Genomic DNA, 17052 nt, shown 5'->3' on the forward strand with positions numbered 1-17052 from the left:
CATTGTTTTTGTATATTTAGCATCATTTACACATTAAGACATTCTACTACAACAAGTATGAAGAATTCCTGAATACGTATTTTTCCCAGTCGAAACAACTACAGCCTTTGCGTTTCCGCCAACAATATACGTCCCTTTGAAACATACGTTTTCAAGTTCAAGTGGATTATAGTCTTTCATTCGTTTTAAAGGAATAAATCTTTTGCGCTCAAGGTGATAGCAGCTTTCAAATTTCTCAATATTTGTATCTTTTCCTGTTAGCACAGATTCATTTACCAATAAATCATTCGCATAAATGATACGTACATCTGCTGGTACTATATCACCTTCTGAAAGAAAAATCATATCACCAGGAACAAGCTCTTGTACTGGCAAATTCATCATTTTTAATTCACCGGTTAACCCTGTTACACTAGAACATTCTACTCGAGACACAGTAATTTTCTCACATTGTGATCCATCACGCACATGTTGTTTTGAAAAACCTGGAATCATTCCACTTAGCTTCATCATTACTTCCGCAATACGCGCTCTTTTTGAAGTTAATTCATTTCGGCCGTATACTTGAATGCGTTTTTGCGCCTCTTTCATAGATAATCCGTCTCTTGTTGTTTTAAAATACGCAAATACAGATTTTACATCTCTCGTTGCGATTTCAATTAATAAATCTTTATTTTTTTGAAGCATTGTTTGTTCTTTCATTGATTTTTTACTTAATTTATATGACGTGTTACCCACAGTTTTGTTTGCATATAACATATTATCGTCTCCTCCTGTACAACATAGGAAGAAACGCTTTGTTTCTCAATTTATCCACTTTACCTTAACAGTGTCTAGCGCTTAAGCATGCATATAAACGCTACATTATGATAAATATAGAGGGAGGAACAAGTCGTTTCCTGCCTACATCATATATTTTTGAATTGAAGTATATGGGTAACGGAACCGAGTCAGAATTTGACATGCTCCTCACCTCCTCGTTTAATTTTATAGTTTATACTATGAAATTACTCATAGCTTTGTAACAAAAAGACCCTTACTCTGAAAAGAGTAAAGGTCATGACATACACAAATAAACGATTCCTAATACAATTAGAAATCTACGGACCTCTCCCTCGCCGAGTTTTAGCACTGTATAGCATAGGTACATTACCAGCTACGTTAAGAAAAACCTTAATTCGATCATTCCTGTTGACCCATTGGCGTCTCTCGACATTTTTGGGCAGTAGCATTTCTCTATACAGGAGCCTCACCTAACAGAGACTTATTTTTTATTACATAGAAAATGTTACTCTTATTTAAAATAGATGTCAACAGTAGCCTACAATTTTTTCGAAAGGTATGGCAAACTAACGTATATAAAAATAAAAAACTTTACGTTTGAGCGTAAAGTTTTTTAATAAGTTATACAACCTGCAATTACAATCCCAATGGAAAGCGATAAAAACATAAGAAACAGACCGACTGCTTGATTATCTTCTTCAAGACTTTTGTTTATATTAAAGCGTGGTGTAAGCCACTCAGCTAAATAATAAACGATAATTTGAGCCAAAATACCAACTGCTCCCCACGAAACCATATCAAGAAGTGAAATGGAATTAGCTGCTGTCGAATACAAAACAATAGCTAACCCAAGTAATCGTCCTCCAAGCACATAGCTTACCGCCTTATTTCCTTGAGCCATTAACTTAAATTCTTTTACTTTCGTTGTCACTTCCATTAGGAAAAGACCAATGCATAAAAGTCCCAGTGTTACTGCTAAATATAATAAAAAATTAATCATATACTTTCCTCCTTTTTATCCCTACCGGTAAATAGTACGATTCATTCCCCGTAATTTTTTCCCCAGCGCGAATACCGATACTACTCGCTTTTCCAGCAATTAAAAACGAACCAAACACATACGACAGTTTCTCCATCCCTTTTTCTGTTTCCAAGGATACGACTGGAAGTTCTATATATTTTTGAAATATCGGCAGTGACGCTTTATACGTTTGATGTGCATTTTGCATCATAATATTTTCGTCCTTATCACGAACGGTAATTGTGTCCCCTTCTCTACCAAATGAAGGTTTTTGAACGAAAGAACCTTTTCCTAAAAATAAATCTCGTTCTAAATATGTAGGTAACATATATTCTTTAATCCACTGTTGTTCCTCATTTGTATAAAAGGCCTCTTCTTCTGCTAACCCCCAAATCAGACACTGAATTGATTTGGGCTGAAGTAAAAATGCTGACAGAGGATTTATTATAAAAAGCTTTCCGGCTTTTACAAGTTGCAACAGTTCCACACCTACCAAGTCTCCTGTTTCAGGATCTTGATCCTCAATTAAATCTTCTATCGGATATGTTTGACGATATAAAACATCAATCGGTACTCCATCGCTATCCACTAAAGCATCTTTTGTAATTCTAAGTTCTGACATTGGCACTACTTTATTTTCAACATGGCATAACTGACTCAAATACATAGTCGTATTCCAATCCTCAATATGTTCATGATGTGCTGTAAAAACAACATTTGGGTTATCTATTCCCTTTGTCACTTCCATAACGGCTTTTGTAACACCAGAAGATAGCAATCGTTCTTGATCCAAGTTTGGATCATCGTAGCCTAGTTTTCCGCAAACTTTTCCATTCATTTGAAAGCATTCCATAATAAAAGTTGGCGTATCACTATTAAACTCAAGCATTTTAATTTGGTTATCATCTGTTAATACGAAATCAAATCGCGAAATAACAGATTCAGGATATAATCCTTTCATTCTAATGAACGCTAGGCTCGCAGGAGGAAACCCAAGTTCAAGAAACTGTTCGTCACTTAAATTACGCAAAAGTTTAGCAGTCTTAAAAAATATTTTTCCCATTCGTTCAGTCGCTACTTGTAATTGTTTCATAGTCTCATTTGTTATAGAGAAAACATGAAACAAACTATACTCACATTCATATAAATCCGACCAGAAATCCGGATATTTCGAATAAAACTCTTTTCGTTCCCTTATGTATTGCGACATATGTTAGCCCCCAAATCCTCCCTTTGAACCGCTCCCAATTCCACCTTTAAATTCCGCAGACGATTGATACGATTTAAACGCCGATGAATTTTTAAAAGCTGATTTATTTTGATAGTATCTCCCACCATAGAAGTAATGCCCACGATAACCTGAACTACTATCATCACACTGCCATACCCCAAGTTCATCATCCCAATCCCAATCTGAACAACTATTATCATTCGGTTTTGGGGGAAGATCTTGTGCGCAGCCAAATAAGGTGCCAGTCATTAAAGACGTTATGACACCACCTACTAGCCATTTCGTTTTTGTCACCTTCGCACTCCCCTTTTTAAATTCTATTCCTATTATATAGGATGGCATGATAAAGTAGAAGAAAAAGGAAGAAGAGGGATAAAATGCGATTAGAATATCGACTTAATGATGAAACGAAAGGGTATCCTGCTTTATGGAATTACACAAATATTTCTAATTCTGAAATCATCGCACGCATGACTTGTGAATATTTTATAAAAGATAAAAATACATATGTTGTTACTGCAACTTCAGTCGATCCAGACGGAACAGCAGTTATATATCTTCAGCAAGAAACTTTTTCTAACGACCCTTCAGATCCCACTTACTTCAACATCGGTTTTGAAATTAGAGAGCTAAAGGATACGAGTTCAAACTTGATTGAAAGTCAAGATGTATGGAACTATGAAGAAATTTTACCATCTCTTCATTCAGATATTATATATATTCAGCGCGACGGCATGCATATGGAGTTCACTTTAGATTCAAGAGAGATTGATGAAGACAGAAAGTGCTATATTTATTATGGAAATTTCACAGGTGAATCGAGATAAAGTGAAACTTTAATCAGTGGGGATTTTCTTCATCCCCCACCTAACTTCTTTGCTTTCGCTGAATTTGGAGGTGGGGGTCTTACTGCCCATTAAAGCGGGATAACATGGATATATGTATGCAACAAAAAAACCTTACGTATAAAACGTAAGGTTTTTATTTAGCCCCACATATGCCGTTCTCTCTAGATGTCCATAAACCTGCTCTCACAGGTGGATGCTCTCACAAATGTTTGTAACTTCCTTCTTAAAAAGATGGCATGTTAGCTACATTTAAATATTGAACTTCCATATTAAACTTATTGGTTTAAGACATACATAAGCTACGTACACCGTAGGAATTTTATATAATGTTAGTTGAAATAAGACCCCCGCACGTGCCGCTCCTCGTAAATGTCCAAAAACCCGCTACTCGCAGGTGGATGCCCTCACAGTTACCGTACATCTTCCTCCACAAGGAAGGCTTGATGATGGTCGCTAAATATTGAGCTTCCGTATAACTAACATCGGTTTTAGACATAAATAAGTTACGTACACCGCAGGATGTATTATTTACTTGTCGTTATATTATCACATTGTTTCCAATGTGTAAAATACAAAGTTTTTCGAGCAATTTCTTGCTTGTGACCTTATTTTAATACAAATTATTTTTGCATGCAAGTGATTAATCTTCTTCTTTTGCAATTTGATTTTCTGGATAAGAAATCCAATCACTCCAGCTACCTGCATACAATTTAACATTTTGGAATCCAGCCAATTTCAATGCAAGGATGTTTGGACATGCTGTAACACCAGAACCACAATATACAATTGTTTCCTTATCTTTCGCAAGATTTTGGAATCGTTCTTGTTGCTGAGCTTCACTCTTAAATTGTCCTGATTGTACAATTCCATCCTTCCAAAAATAGTTTACTGCTGTTGGAATATGTCCCGCTTTTGGATCCACAAGTTCCTCTACACCAGCATACCGTTTTGGCTCTCTAGAATCAATTAACGTAATATCTGCACCTGCATGAATATTCTCTTTGACCGTTCCCATCGTTACAAGCATATGATCTTGTACATTTGCTTTGAATGCTTTTCGTTTAGCAACAGGAATTTCCGTTGTTACCGGTAGTCCATTCTCTTTCCAAGCTGGAAATCCGCCATCTAATATATATACTTTCTCATGTCCTACATAGTTTAATAACCACCAGAGACGAGAAGCATTTGCACCCGCTTCACTGTCATATGCAATTACTTTCGTATGTTCATCAATACCAGCTTGCGAAAGCTTGTCTGCAAACTCCTCAATATTCGGCAACGGATGGCGACCACCATGTTCTGTTACAGGACTTGATAAATCTAAATTTAAATCAAAATATAACGCATGAAGAATATGTTCTTCCTCATACTTTTCTCTACCCCAATTAGGATTCGCTAAATCAAAACGACAATCGATTATACGGACGTTCTCATCTTCTATATGCTCACGTAACCATTCGACTGCAACTATCATCTTTAACGACCTTCTTTCTCTTGCAAACGACTTACATACTCCATAACCATTTCTTTTGTAACATATTTACGCTCTAGTGTAACACCATTTTTTGCAAGAGCATTAATTTGTTTTGTTACAACATTAATGACATCAACCGAAAATTCTTTCCCATTTGACGCAAGAGATACGGCTGCTTCAATAGCTGCTTCACGCTGCGCATCTAATTGTAAACATGCTTTCACACTTTCATTTTGTTTACGAGAATGTGCTGTAATTGCTTTATGTACTTCCATCTTCTCTTCCCCCTAAATAAGTTATACGTTCTGAGTCAATTCCATTGCAAGCCGAATCATATCACGGCATACAATCCCATTTTCAATAATCTCTTCTTCATAATGCTTTGAAAAGTAATCAAAATCAATAGAAAAAATACGAAATCCACATTTTTGATATAAAGCAAGTTGTGAAACACTAGAATTGCCTGTACCAACTTCAAGTTTTGACATACCATATCCTTTAGCAGTTTCTACAGCATGACTTAATAGCTTCTTCCCAATCCCTTTTCCTTGCAAATGCTCTACAACCGCAATATTCATAATTTCCATCGTCTTCGGCCTTGTTTCCAAAAGAACATATACACCTATAACTCTCTCCTCTTGCTTAGCTACATATGTTAAGCCTCTTTGTACATATGCATCAATTTGCTGCTCACTTGGATCAGCAAGCAATAATAAAGGTTTCGGTATAGCTTCTTTCGAAATAGACTCTATTACTACACTCATAAAAAATTCCCCTTTCCCTATTGTTCTAATCCCTCCTTGTCTACCATAAGTAATAGAAAGGAGGGATTCACCATGGACAACAATGAGAAAAAATGCAACGTCATCTCTATTGATGGAAAGAAGAAGAAAAGCGACACGTATTCCTATCCAAAATTAGTAGTAGAAAACAAAACATATGAATTTTCTTCATTCGTCTTATGCGGTGAAACACCAGACGGCAGACGACTCGTTCTTACTCATATGATTTCTACCGATGAATTTGCTGGGTTTGTCAAATCTTTAGATACAGTACTGCAAAAGAAAATCGAACGAATCTTTTTCTCATAACGACTAGATCACATAAATTTCTTTTTCAATCTCCACTAATTGTTTTTGCAATTGTTTTTTACTTTGTTCATATAGTGATACATCAATCGTTTCAGCCAATGCAAATAATATACTTTCATAGTAGTTCATCACATCTTGCTGCATCACTTTTTGGAATAAGTTCCATTTCATATCCCATTCTTGCTTATAATGATGAACAAATAAATCTTTTTCATCAGCTACATAGTTTGATACGAAAGGCTCTAATACAACTTTAGCCTCTTCTTGCATGAAAGCTTTATCATTTTTTTCAAAAAAGCTTTTTTCATTTTTAAAATGTGCCAATGCTTTTTTGAAATCTTTTATTTCAACTGAAGGGAACGGTTCTTTATGTGTAATATCTTTATATTCATAATCCACTGTTCCACTCATAGAAATTGATTCATTTTCTACTTTACAGTTCACCACAATTTCATTCTTTGCACGTTTCATCGCTTCATCTATCCATTTTTCAAGGCGTAATGATGTCGCACGCATTTCTTGTAATAAATCATGCTGAATAAATGCTACTAATTCCATAACGCACTGCTGCAACTGTACTTTCACATTTCCATCCGTTCGCAGCGATGCTGGATTAATAAATTCAGTAAACACATCGTTATAGCGTAGGAATAGACGCTGTTGCACGTAATAAAGCAATTCTTTCACTTCATTTTGCATCGCCTGCTCTTCAGCAAGCACACTATATGATGAAATAATATGAAGTAGTTGATCACGCTCTGCTTCATATTTTTTCGTTTGCTTCTCTTTCTCTTCATTCCCCTGCTTTGCACCATTTATCATATTTACTAAAAGCTGATCTGCTCCTTGCAATGCACCATATAAAGCATGAACAGATACGAGCATTAAATCTCTCATCATAAAGGATGTAAATGATTCCTCAAACTTCGCAATCCCAGAGTTTTGTAATATACCGTATTTTTCTTTTTCAATATCCTTTCCTTGTTTCTCTTCAAGCGCACATAAACTTGAAATTGCAAATAAACGCGGATTTCTAATACCGTATTGCAGTAACTGGTCTGCGATATACCCTTTTACCATTTCAAGTTCTTCTTCAGACTCTGCTAAATCGGCCGCATTAATTAAGAAGAACATTTTATCAAGAGCAAACGTATCCTTTACACGACCAAGCTGGATTAAAAATTCACGGTCAGCACGAGAGAACACATGATTATAATATGTTACAAATAAAATAGCATCCGCGTTTTTAATATACTGGAACGCAACGTCCGTATGGCGAGCGTTAATGGAATCCGCTCCAGGTGTGTCTACAAGCGCTACTCCTTGCCTTGTTAAAGCACAATCATAATACAGCTCCATGTACTCAACAAAACATGATTTTTCTTCATTCGCTACATAATCAGAAAACTCTTCTAATGTAACTTGTACTTGCTCTCCTAAATGAGCAGAAACCGTATCATACCCTTTTTGTACCGCTCGTAAAAAGCTAAATGTTGTTTTTTGCTTCCCAGTTGGTGAAGGATATTTCATAACTTTATCAATTTGTGCTAACGCTTCATCTAACGTAGTAATCTCAAAATGAAACAGCTTATAAACAGCTTTCATATCTTCTAATAGAGCTTGCTTTGATTTAAATTGAACGATTACTGTTCCGTGTGGTTTTCCCTCTGTAACTGGCAAAATTTGATTAATCGTTGCCGTCGTCGGATTTGGTGACACAGGAAGTACCTTCTCACCAAGCAATGCATTGGCAAATGATGATTTCCCAGCACTAAAAGCTCCGAATAACGCTACTGTAAATTGTTTCGTTTCCACACGACGCCTTTTTTCTATTACCTCTTGCTGTACGTGTTTCAGCGCTGGCAATGGCTCTAATATCGTTTCAGCTTTCTTCACTTTCTCTAATATACGCTGAATATTTAAAGCTGCCGTTCCTTTTATCTCTTCCTCACGAGCCATTACGTTACCGTTTACGCTTTCCTGCTCTTGTAGTGTGAATTTCTCACTAACAATTTGTGTTTTACTTTGCAATATCTCCTCTATTTGCAATCCTTCTGGTGTAGCAATACGCTCGTGCCAAACATTTTGCAAATAACTTTCATATGTCTCTAAATTGTTACTGTATTGCAATTTCGTTTCTTTTGCCGTTTGCAACATCGTATATTTTTCTATCTCTTCTTCAATACGAGCAACTTCTTCCTTCACCTTTTGCTTTAAAACGACTGCACTTTTATCAAAAATTTGTCGTGCTTTTGTAAAATAACGTTTCTTCAGTTCATTCGCTACATCCGCTGTATAAAGAAGTAAGTAATCACCCGTGAAACCTGCACCTTGTTTAATGACTTCGGCTAACATTTCTGGTCCAAAAGCAATTTCTAATGCATATATGTCTTTCCCAATTTCCTCTGTAAACAATCCTTCTTCTTTTAAGAAGGTAACAATAAATTCTTTCACATGGAAATCAAGTTGCGTTTCAACAGTCTTTTGCAAGGCAGAATAAAAAGCATCTAAACGTCTCTGTTTTTCTTGCTCCGTCTTTCCTTTCGCAAATAGCAAACCGACCTTAAACTTAGTTAATTTCGTTTCTAAATACGCATTTGCCAATTCTCTCATTTCAAATGGCATTAAATACGCGTTATCTAATATAGCTTGTAAGCCTTTTATAAATTCGTGTCTCACATGAGATTCTTTACTAGCCTCGCGATGTTTAGTTTCCGTTAGCTCTTCTTTCTTTTCAACTATCGCTGAAATGGAAAGCGGTGATGCTAACTCTTCCTCATATTTCAAAAGAGCTTTTTCATTTTCAGAAAGAATAAACGAGAAATGTTCCCCCATTAAATATTCTGTTTCTCGCTCCATTCCATCTCTGACATACCGCTCTTTTTCTTTCATAATAGAAGTAATTAATTTTTCTAAGCTTCCAATTTCATTATGTGTATGGTTCATCATTCGTAATGAAGTATAATACACTCCATCTACTTCAATATCCCAGTTAGAGAACGATTGTTTTACACTATCTTTATAATCCTCAAACGATAATTCATTTTCTTTATGTTTATCTATTTGATTTACAACGAGATAAACCGTTTTATTACGTTGTTTCAATTCTTTAACAAATTGTAAATTCACTTCCGATTGGACGTGATTATAATCCATCATATAAAAAATTACGTCTGCTAGATGCAGCGTTGATTCTGTCGCTAGTTGATGGGCATCATCTGTTGAATCAATCCCTGGTGTATCAACTAACATAACACCCTCCGGAATTGGCGCATCATTCCGATAAATGTGAACACCAATTACCTCATCACCGTCTTTACAAATTTGTTTTAACTCTTCAGCTGAATATGCACCGTCATACTCGTACTGTTCTCCAGATTTAACCGTTACAACAACACGATCCATCCCTTTTTCAATTTTAACAACGTTAGCGCTTGTCGGAATTGGACTTGTTGGTAATAACTGTGCTTTATATAGATGATTCATCATCGTTGATTTCCCTGCAGAGAAGTGACCGCAGAACGCTATCATAAGCTGCTCTTGCTTATATTTTTGAATCACCTCAAACAACTTTAAACTATTCTCTGCATCGCCGTGTTTTTGCCACTCTTCATAAAAACAAACAAGTTTTTTCATACCGTTTGTCTGTACTATGTTTGTCATCCCCTTGTTCCCCTTTATCCAAGATGTATATACTATACCCGCTATTTGCGAGCTCGTAATCAGTGAGAGTTACCCCTACCCATTGATTACAGTTTCACTTTACTATCATACTAAATTTTCAGCATATTCTCATTAAAAATAAAAAATCCCTTTCATTCTTTTTACAAATGAAAGGGATTTTATGTCATATCACTCATTTTGCTGTTCCTACTCCATTTAAAACATACTTTGCAATAACTGCATATACAGCAACTGTACCTGCTACTAATGCATATACCATACTCATGCACCAACCTTTTTTTGATAATGATTATCACTTTTGAATACATTTTATCATTAAAGAGAATCATTATCAACACTTTTCATAAAGAAAGCCCCTTATAAGAAGGAGCTTTACTGCCTGTTTTGAAGAAGGTTAAAACTTGTTGTGCACTCTTATTATATCTCATACTACGCAACTTAATAGTTAAAAAAAATGGAAATCTACCCTATACCCTCCATCTTACATTTTGTATAATAAAAGGGAATTACTTAACAAGGAGGAAAATAATGACACAAAATATTGCGCAAGGCGAGAGGATACACTCCATCGATATTATTAGAGGAATAGCTGTACTCGGTATTTTTCTTGTAAACTGGCCTGTTATCGCTGGGATTGACTCACGTGATCTTTCAGGAATTTATGAGGGGCTAGATAGCTATATCCGTCTGTTTTACGATATGTTTATTCAAACAAAGTTTTATACTATCTTTTCATTTTTATTTGGCCTAGGCTTTTACATTTTTATGACTCGCGCTGAAGCGAAAACAGATCGACCAAAAACTTTATTTGTTCGTCGCTTACTTATTTTATTATTATTTGGTTTCTTACATTACGTTCTTTTATGGGACGGAGACATTTTACATACGTATGCAATCGCTGGATTTTTCTTATTTTTATTTTATAAGAGAGAACCTCGTACCATTTTAATATGGGCAATCGTTTTATTAAGTATTTTTCAGTTTCTTATGCTAATTGCTAGTATTGGGATTGCCTTCATACCAAAGGAGGAACTTGGGTTATCCTTACCAATCATGCCACTTGAAGACTGGGTGTCACAAATACAAAATCGTTTCCATGCATTTTATGCTGATGGAATTGAACTAAACGTATTCATGCTCCCAGAAACAGTTGGGCTATTTTTACTTGGTTTATATGCCGGCAAAAAGGATATTTTCCGCCGTACGAAAGAATTAGATCCAAAGCTTAAAAAATGGCAAATTATTATGTTCATTTTAACATTGCCAATGTGGTTCTTCATGGTCCGTTATTTCTTATCAAAACCATCTTATGAACCAATTTATATGCAGGCCTTTACAATGTTTAGCGGAAAGACATTATTCATCTTCTACATTTTCACGCTCATGCGCTTATTACAAAAAGAAAGATGGCAAACATTATTACGACCATTCCAATACGTTGGACGAATGGCGTTAACAAACTACATTTCACATACAATCGTTACGTTACTTGTATTCGGACTATTGTTCAAAAATGATTATCTTGCTCCATTATGGGTAGGACCACTATTCTGCATCGGTTTCTACACATTACAAATCTTTATTAGCCGCTGGTGGCTATCACGTTATCAATACGGACCACTTGAGTACATTTGGCGTCTTGGTACGTACGGGAAAATGATGCCACTTAAAAAGAAAAGCAAGGTCTCATAACGAGACCTTGCTTTTTTACGCTTCCCTTACTGCACTTTGCATAGACACTGGCTCTTCTTTTACTTTCGCTTTACGCTGCGGCACCATATTAAATACAATATTTAAAAGTACTGCTGACGCACTTCCAAGTACAATTCCGTTATCTGTTAAAATACGAATGTTTTCAGGAAGTTGTGAGAATAATGTAGGAACAACTGTAACCCCAAGCCCAATTCCTACAGAACATGCAACGATTAATAAGTTTTCTTGTTTACCAAAATCAACGCTACTTAACATTTTAATACCATATGCCATTACCATACCGAACATCGCTAACATTGCACCGCCAAGTACTGATTTCGGAATGATTGTTGTAATCGCTGCGATTTTTGGAATGAACCCAAGAACGATTAACATACCACCACAAGTATAAATAATAACGCGATTTCTTACTCCAGTTAATTGAACAAGTCCTACATTCTGAGAGTATGTTGTATATGGGAACGCGTTGAAAATACCACCTAACACCATCGCTAATCCTTCTGCGCGATAGCCTTTTGTTAATTCTTTTTCACCAATCTTTTTATTGCAAATATCAGATAATGCAAAGTAAACACCTGTCGCTTCTACAATCCCTACGCAAGCAACTAAAATCATAGTAATAATTGGCGTCAATTCAAACGTTGGTGTTCCGAAGTAAAATGGCTGAATACCATGGAACCAATCAGCCTCTCCAACTGCTTGCAAGCTTACTTTCCCCATAAATGCCGCAACGATTGTACCGAACAATAGACCTAGTAAAATAGAGATCGAACGAATAAATCCGTCAAAAAAACGATACATAATGATGATAAATAGTAACACACCAAATGCTAACGCTAAATTTTCAAGACTACCGAAATCCTTACTTCCTACTCCTCCAGCCATATCATTAATTGCTGCTGGAACAAGTGTAACTCCAATTACGGTAACGACAGATCCTGTTACAACAGGTGGAAACAGTTTTACAAGCTTTCCAAATAATTTCGCAAAAATAACAACGAATAACCCGGCAGCAATAATTGCTCCATAAATAGAAGATACGCCGTATTGTTTTCCGATTGCAATCATCGGCCCAACTGCTGTAAATGTACAACCAAGTACAACTGGGAGTCCAATACCGAAAAAGCGATTTGATAATGCTTGTAAAATTGTCGCAACGCCGCACATTAATAAATCAATTGAGACTAAGTATGTTAACTCTTTTTGATTTAAACCAAGTCCGCCGCCCACAATAAGCGGAACGATAATTGCGCCAGCGTACATAGCAAGCATATGCTGCATACCAAGCGATGCAATTTTAAATGGATGTTGCTTCATTGCTTATTTCACCTCCGCAGTTTCATGCTGTACAAATGTAACTGTGCCGTTATCAAGTGATGCAATTTCTGCTAGTGACTCAACACGAACTCCTTGCTCACGAAGCTTCTTTCCTCCATCTTGAAATGCTTTTTCAATAACAATACCAATACCTGCAATACTTGCTCCTGCTTGCTCTACTAAACTCATTAAACCTAAAGCAGCCTGACCGTTTGCTAAAAAGTCATCGATAATTAAAACACGATCCGTTTCATCGATATGATTTCGAGATAATGAAATTTCATTCGTTTCTTGTTTCGTAAATGAGTATACGTTTGCAACGTACATATTATCTTGTAACGTTAACGATTTACGTTTTCTTGCAAAGATTACTTTTACACCAAGCTCTAATGCAGCCATAACTGCTGGTGCAATGCCTGAAGATTCAATCGTCACGATTTTTGTAATGTTCTCTTCTTTAAAACGGTTAGCAAATTCTTTTCCGATCTCTTGCATAAGTACTGGGTCAATTTGATGATTTAAAAATGCATCTACCTTTAATACGTCACCAGATAAAACCTTTCCTTCGTTCAAAATCTTTTCTTGTAATACTTTCATGTTTGTTCCCCCTCTTATGCAATAAAAAACTCCAAAAGCCGCCACCACTCGTTACAAGTGAGAGACGCGCTTTTGGAGTTTCGCAAAAAAGAATGCTAAACAAGCAAATATATTCGTCCTCACTCATAGTCAAAGTATTTACGGTACTTCGGTAGAAACTTGCAGGCCATATCCCCGCGATTATATGAGTGTAGCTAACTATTTATTTTATAGATGGATTATAACGCACTTTTTATACTTTGAAAAGCATTTATTAACAAAACACGTACAAATTTTATAAAAATATCATTTTCGTTCGATTTTTGTAAACTCTTACATATTATTTCAAAGTGTCGTTAAAATGATTGGACCATCTTTTGTAATCGCAATTGTATGCTCATATTGAGCTGATAATTTACTGTCCATCGTTCTTGCAGTCCATCCATTTAAATCTACTTTCGAATAGCGCATGCCTACATTTACAATGGGCTCAATTGTAATTACCATTCCTTCTTGTAGCTCAGGTCCTTGTCCTTGTTTACCAAAATGAAAAATTGCTGGTTCTTCATGAATCTCTTTACCGATCCCGTGTCCTGTAAAGTCTCTTGCAACAGAAAAACCTTCCTTTGCTACATAGCTTTCAATTGCATAGCCAATATCTCCTACATGATTACCGATTACTGCCTGGTCAATCCCTTTATACAAAGCATTCTCAGCTACTACTAATAACCTTTCTGCTTCATCAGAAACTTTTCCAACTCTATACGTCCAAGCAGAATCTGAAAGACCACCATTTAAGTTTACTACCATGTCAATTGTTACAATATCACCCTCAGTTAAAGGAATATCGGCCGGAAATCCATGACACATTTCATCGTTTACAGATGCACATATCGCATATGGATACCCGTTATATCCTTTCTGCTGAGATATTGCACCATGCTTTTCTAAATATGCTTCAACAAACGTATCAATTTCTTTTGTCGTAATACCTGGTTTCATCATTTTCGCAATTTCCCTATGACATGAGGCAAGTAATTCCCCTGATTCGTGCATCAAATCTATTTCATTTTTCGTTTTAATTGTAACCATGCTACCTCTCCTTGCTAAACTACTATTTGCTACTAAAGTTCAATCATACACATCCTCTGTCAAAATTTCAAAACTCCCAATTACAACAAGTACAAAAATATGTATCATATATTTTTAAATCAAAATAAAAAAAACAGAAGACCCCCTCTGTTTTTTAGTTATTTTTACATATATAACTCATCCTCAAAAACTCAAAACAACTACCATTCGTCTTCTGGACAAACGTCCCAACTGCTTCAAATCCTGCTCTTTTATACACTTTGATTGCTCTCTCATTAAATGTCGCTACTGATAATGTTATATAATTGCAACCATATTGTTCTTTACTAAAAGCTAGTCCAGCTTTTATGAACTGTAATCCAAATCCATTTCCAGTTATATCAGGTTTCATTCCAAGACCTATATCAACCGCTCCATCACTTATTTTACAAACAGTTAAAAAACCAATTAGAGCGCCATTTTCCTTCACAGAAAATGTATGATCCCCTCTACGGTCTCCCGCTAAAAACTCAGCTAAATCTTCTTCATCTGCCTCTATATCGTAAAAGGAATATTTCCCTTCATAATGCCAGTTATATGCAATTTCTTCTGCTTCTTCTTGCGTCATTACTGTATATGTATAAATCATTCTTCCATCCCCTTTAAAAAAAGAGCTGCAATTAAGCAGCTCTTTTTTATAACTCATAAATTTCTTTATACTTCGCTTCTAAATAATCCGCTAAGTAGTTTGCATTTAACCCTTCACCTGTCACATCTTTTAAAATTTCAAGTGGCTTTTTCGTTTTACCGTATTGGTGAATATTTTCTGTTAACCATTCACGAATTGGTGTTACATTTCCTTCTTCTAATAATCCATCAAAGTTCGGAATGTCTTTTAACATTCTTTGCTTAAATTGCGCTGCATACATATAACCAAGCGCATAAGATGGGAAGTATCCAAATGAACCACCAGCCCAGTGAACATCTTGCAATACACCTTGTGCATCGCTTTCCGGACGAATTCCTAAATATGCTTCCATCTTATCATTCCAAGCCGCTGGCAAATCCTTCACTTGTAATGTACCATCAAATAATTCTTTCTCAAGTTCATAACGAACCATGACGTGAAGCGGATATGTAAGCTCATCTGCTTCTATACGAATGAATGATGGCTTCGATTCGTTAATCGCATCATAAAACTCGTCTACCGATATATCATTGAATTGACCATCGCTATACTCTTTTAATAAATCATAATTTTTCTTCCAGAATGATTTATTACGACCGATAAAGTTCTCAAAGAATAATGATTGTGACTCATGAATACCCATAGAAGTTCCACTACATAGCGGTGTACCTTCGAATTTCTCTGCAATATTTTGTTCATATACAGCATGGCCACATTCATGAATTGTTCCAAACACTGCCATACGGAAATCTTTTTCATCATAGCGTGTTGTAATACGAACGTCCCCTCTATTTAATGTAATCTCAAATGGATGTACCGTTTCATCAAGACGACCTGCTTCAAAGTCATAATTTAATTGCTTTAATAGCTCTAATGTAAAATTCTTTTGTTTTTCTTTTGAAAAATGTTCTGATAAAGCACTTGTCTTTAATCTCTTTTGCGATTCCGATATTTCTTTTACGAGCGGAACGATACGCTCACGAAGTTGACCAAATACATGATCTAACACTTCTACTGTAATACCTGGCTCATACATATCTAATAATGTATTATATTTATATGTTTCGTAACCCCAATATGTAATGAACTTCTTTTTAAATTCAACTATTTGTTCTAAATAAGGACGGAACATTTCGAAATCGGATTTTTCGCGAGCTTCTTCCCACACACTTTCCGCTTTCGCTTCTAATTTCACATACGCTTCATATTCCGCTTGTGGAATTTTTTTATTTCTATCATATTCTTTACGACATTCTTCAACCATTTTCTTCGTCGTTTCAGAAAGCTTATCTTCACGTATTAAAGCTTCAAGTTCTGTTAAATAGTTCCCCATCTCATCTGAAGTCGACATTACAAATACTTCTGATGAAAGCATACCAATTACTTCCGAACGCTGGTCTACACCTTTTTTAGGCGCACCTGTTCTTAAGTCCCAAAACATTAAGCTTAATGCTTCTCCGTAATTTTGTATCTTTTTCACATATGTTAAAAATTGTTTTTCTACTTCATATGTAGCTACTGTCATCGTATAAAACCTCCCTTTTCTACCTCAAAC

At 35.8% G+C, this 17052-nt stretch carries 16 protein-coding genes, 2 other RNA genes and 2 riboswitches; of the genes, 3 read left to right on the forward strand and 15 right to left on the reverse strand.

The window, feature by feature from the left end:
- Window positions 1-33: 33 nt before the first annotated feature.
- The 4 genes from AABL52_RS18965 to AABL52_RS18980 form a co-directional block, all read right to left on the reverse strand.
- Window positions 34-759: a cation-transporting P-type ATPase gene (locus tag AABL52_RS18965; RefSeq protein WP_000964972.1), complete on the reverse strand. Its 726-nt coding sequence runs from the start codon at window positions 757-759 to the stop codon at window positions 34-36.
- 343 nt (window positions 760-1102) lie between these two features.
- A riboswitch (M-box (ykoK) riboswitch) is annotated at window positions 1103-1268 on the reverse strand.
- Window positions 1269-1396: 128 nt separating this feature from the next.
- A complete protein-coding gene (locus tag AABL52_RS18970; RefSeq protein ID WP_000606861.1) occupies window positions 1397-1783 on the reverse strand; it encodes a DUF350 domain-containing protein in 387 nt (128 codons plus the stop codon).
- Entirely contained in the window at window positions 1776-3014 is a 1239-nt protein-coding gene (locus AABL52_RS18975) for a glutathionylspermidine synthase family protein (protein ID WP_341518199.1), read from the reverse strand. Before AABL52_RS18975 ends, AABL52_RS18970 begins: the two co-directional genes overlap by 8 nt.
- Window positions 3015-3017: 3 nt before the next feature.
- Window positions 3018-3329 (reverse strand): hypothetical protein, encoded by a 312-nt coding sequence (locus AABL52_RS18980; protein WP_098259175.1) that lies wholly within the window; start codon window positions 3327-3329, stop codon window positions 3018-3020.
- Between the two features lie 83 nt (window positions 3330-3412).
- Between AABL52_RS18980 and AABL52_RS18985 the strand changes: the two genes are divergently transcribed.
- On the forward strand, window positions 3413-3862 hold the full coding sequence (locus tag AABL52_RS18985; RefSeq protein WP_341518200.1) for a hypothetical protein: 450 nt from the start codon (window positions 3413-3415) through the stop codon (window positions 3860-3862).
- 157 nt (window positions 3863-4019) lie between these two features.
- Here AABL52_RS18985 and ssrS (AABL52_RS18990) read toward each other — a convergent pair.
- The 5 genes from ssrS (AABL52_RS18990) to AABL52_RS19010 form a co-directional block, all read right to left on the reverse strand.
- A non-coding RNA gene (gene ssrS, locus AABL52_RS18990) (6S RNA) lies at window positions 4020-4203 on the reverse strand.
- A 21-nt stretch (window positions 4204-4224) separates the two neighbouring features.
- Window positions 4225-4407: non-coding RNA, 6S RNA (gene ssrS / locus AABL52_RS18995), on the reverse strand.
- Window positions 4408-4523: 116 nt separating this feature from the next.
- Window positions 4524-5357: a sulfurtransferase gene (locus tag AABL52_RS19000; RefSeq protein WP_341518201.1), complete on the reverse strand. Its 834-nt coding sequence runs from the start codon at window positions 5355-5357 to the stop codon at window positions 4524-4526.
- Window positions 5358-5359: 2 nt separating this feature from the next.
- Complete coding sequence (locus AABL52_RS19005; protein WP_000451812.1) at window positions 5360-5632, reverse strand: YpbS family protein; 273 nt, start codon at window positions 5630-5632, stop codon at window positions 5360-5362.
- Window positions 5633-5653: 21 nt separating this feature from the next.
- Window positions 5654-6121 carry a GNAT family N-acetyltransferase gene (locus AABL52_RS19010; RefSeq protein ID WP_000117693.1) on the reverse strand — a complete coding sequence of 156 codons (468 nt, stop codon included), beginning with the start codon at window positions 6119-6121 and terminating at the stop codon, window positions 5654-5656.
- A 72-nt stretch (window positions 6122-6193) separates the two neighbouring features.
- Between AABL52_RS19010 and AABL52_RS19015 the strand changes: the two genes are divergently transcribed.
- Entirely contained in the window at window positions 6194-6448 is a 255-nt protein-coding gene (locus AABL52_RS19015; protein ID WP_000369740.1) for a DUF3931 domain-containing protein, read from the forward strand.
- A gap of 3 nt (window positions 6449-6451) precedes the next feature.
- Here the strand turns inward: AABL52_RS19015 and AABL52_RS19020 are convergent, their stop codons facing one another.
- A complete protein-coding gene (locus AABL52_RS19020; protein ID WP_341518202.1) occupies window positions 6452-10111 on the reverse strand; it encodes a dynamin family protein in 3660 nt (1219 codons plus the stop codon).
- Window positions 10112-10660: 549 nt separating this feature from the next.
- Here AABL52_RS19020 and AABL52_RS19025 point away from each other — a divergent pair.
- The gene (locus AABL52_RS19025; RefSeq protein ID WP_016134028.1) at window positions 10661-11824 is read left to right on the forward strand and encodes a DUF418 domain-containing protein; all 1164 of its coding nucleotides are present in this window, start codon (window positions 10661-10663) and stop codon (window positions 11822-11824) included.
- Window positions 11825-11839: 15 nt separating this feature from the next.
- Here the strand turns inward: AABL52_RS19025 and pbuX are convergent, their stop codons facing one another.
- The 5 genes from pbuX to ypwA form a co-directional block, all read right to left on the reverse strand.
- Entirely contained in the window at window positions 11840-13162 is a 1323-nt protein-coding gene (pbuX, locus tag AABL52_RS19030) for a xanthine permease PbuX (protein WP_016134027.1), read from the reverse strand.
- Window positions 13163-13165: 3 nt separating this feature from the next.
- On the reverse strand, window positions 13166-13759 hold the full coding sequence (locus AABL52_RS19035) for a xanthine phosphoribosyltransferase (RefSeq protein ID WP_000866498.1): 594 nt from the start codon (window positions 13757-13759) through the stop codon (window positions 13166-13168).
- Window positions 13760-13865: 106 nt separating this feature from the next.
- A riboswitch (purine riboswitch) is annotated at window positions 13866-13967 on the reverse strand.
- 116 nt (window positions 13968-14083) lie between these two features.
- Window positions 14084-14830, reverse strand: a complete 747-nt coding sequence (locus AABL52_RS19040; RefSeq protein WP_341518203.1) for a type I methionyl aminopeptidase — start codon at window positions 14828-14830, stop codon at window positions 14084-14086.
- Window positions 14831-14984: 154 nt separating this feature from the next.
- Complete coding sequence (locus tag AABL52_RS19045; protein ID WP_341518204.1) at window positions 14985-15458, reverse strand: GNAT family N-acetyltransferase; 474 nt, start codon at window positions 15456-15458, stop codon at window positions 14985-14987.
- A gap of 46 nt (window positions 15459-15504) precedes the next feature.
- Window positions 15505-17022: a carboxypeptidase gene (gene ypwA, locus AABL52_RS19050; protein ID WP_341518205.1), complete on the reverse strand. Its 1518-nt coding sequence runs from the start codon at window positions 17020-17022 to the stop codon at window positions 15505-15507.
- Window positions 17023-17052: the final 30 nt, after the last annotated feature.

The sequence above is a fragment of the Bacillus paramobilis genome (assembly GCF_038096195.1).
In the GTDB taxonomy this organism is placed as follows: Bacteria; Bacillota; Bacilli; order Bacillales; family Bacillaceae_G; genus Bacillus_A; species Bacillus_A mobilis.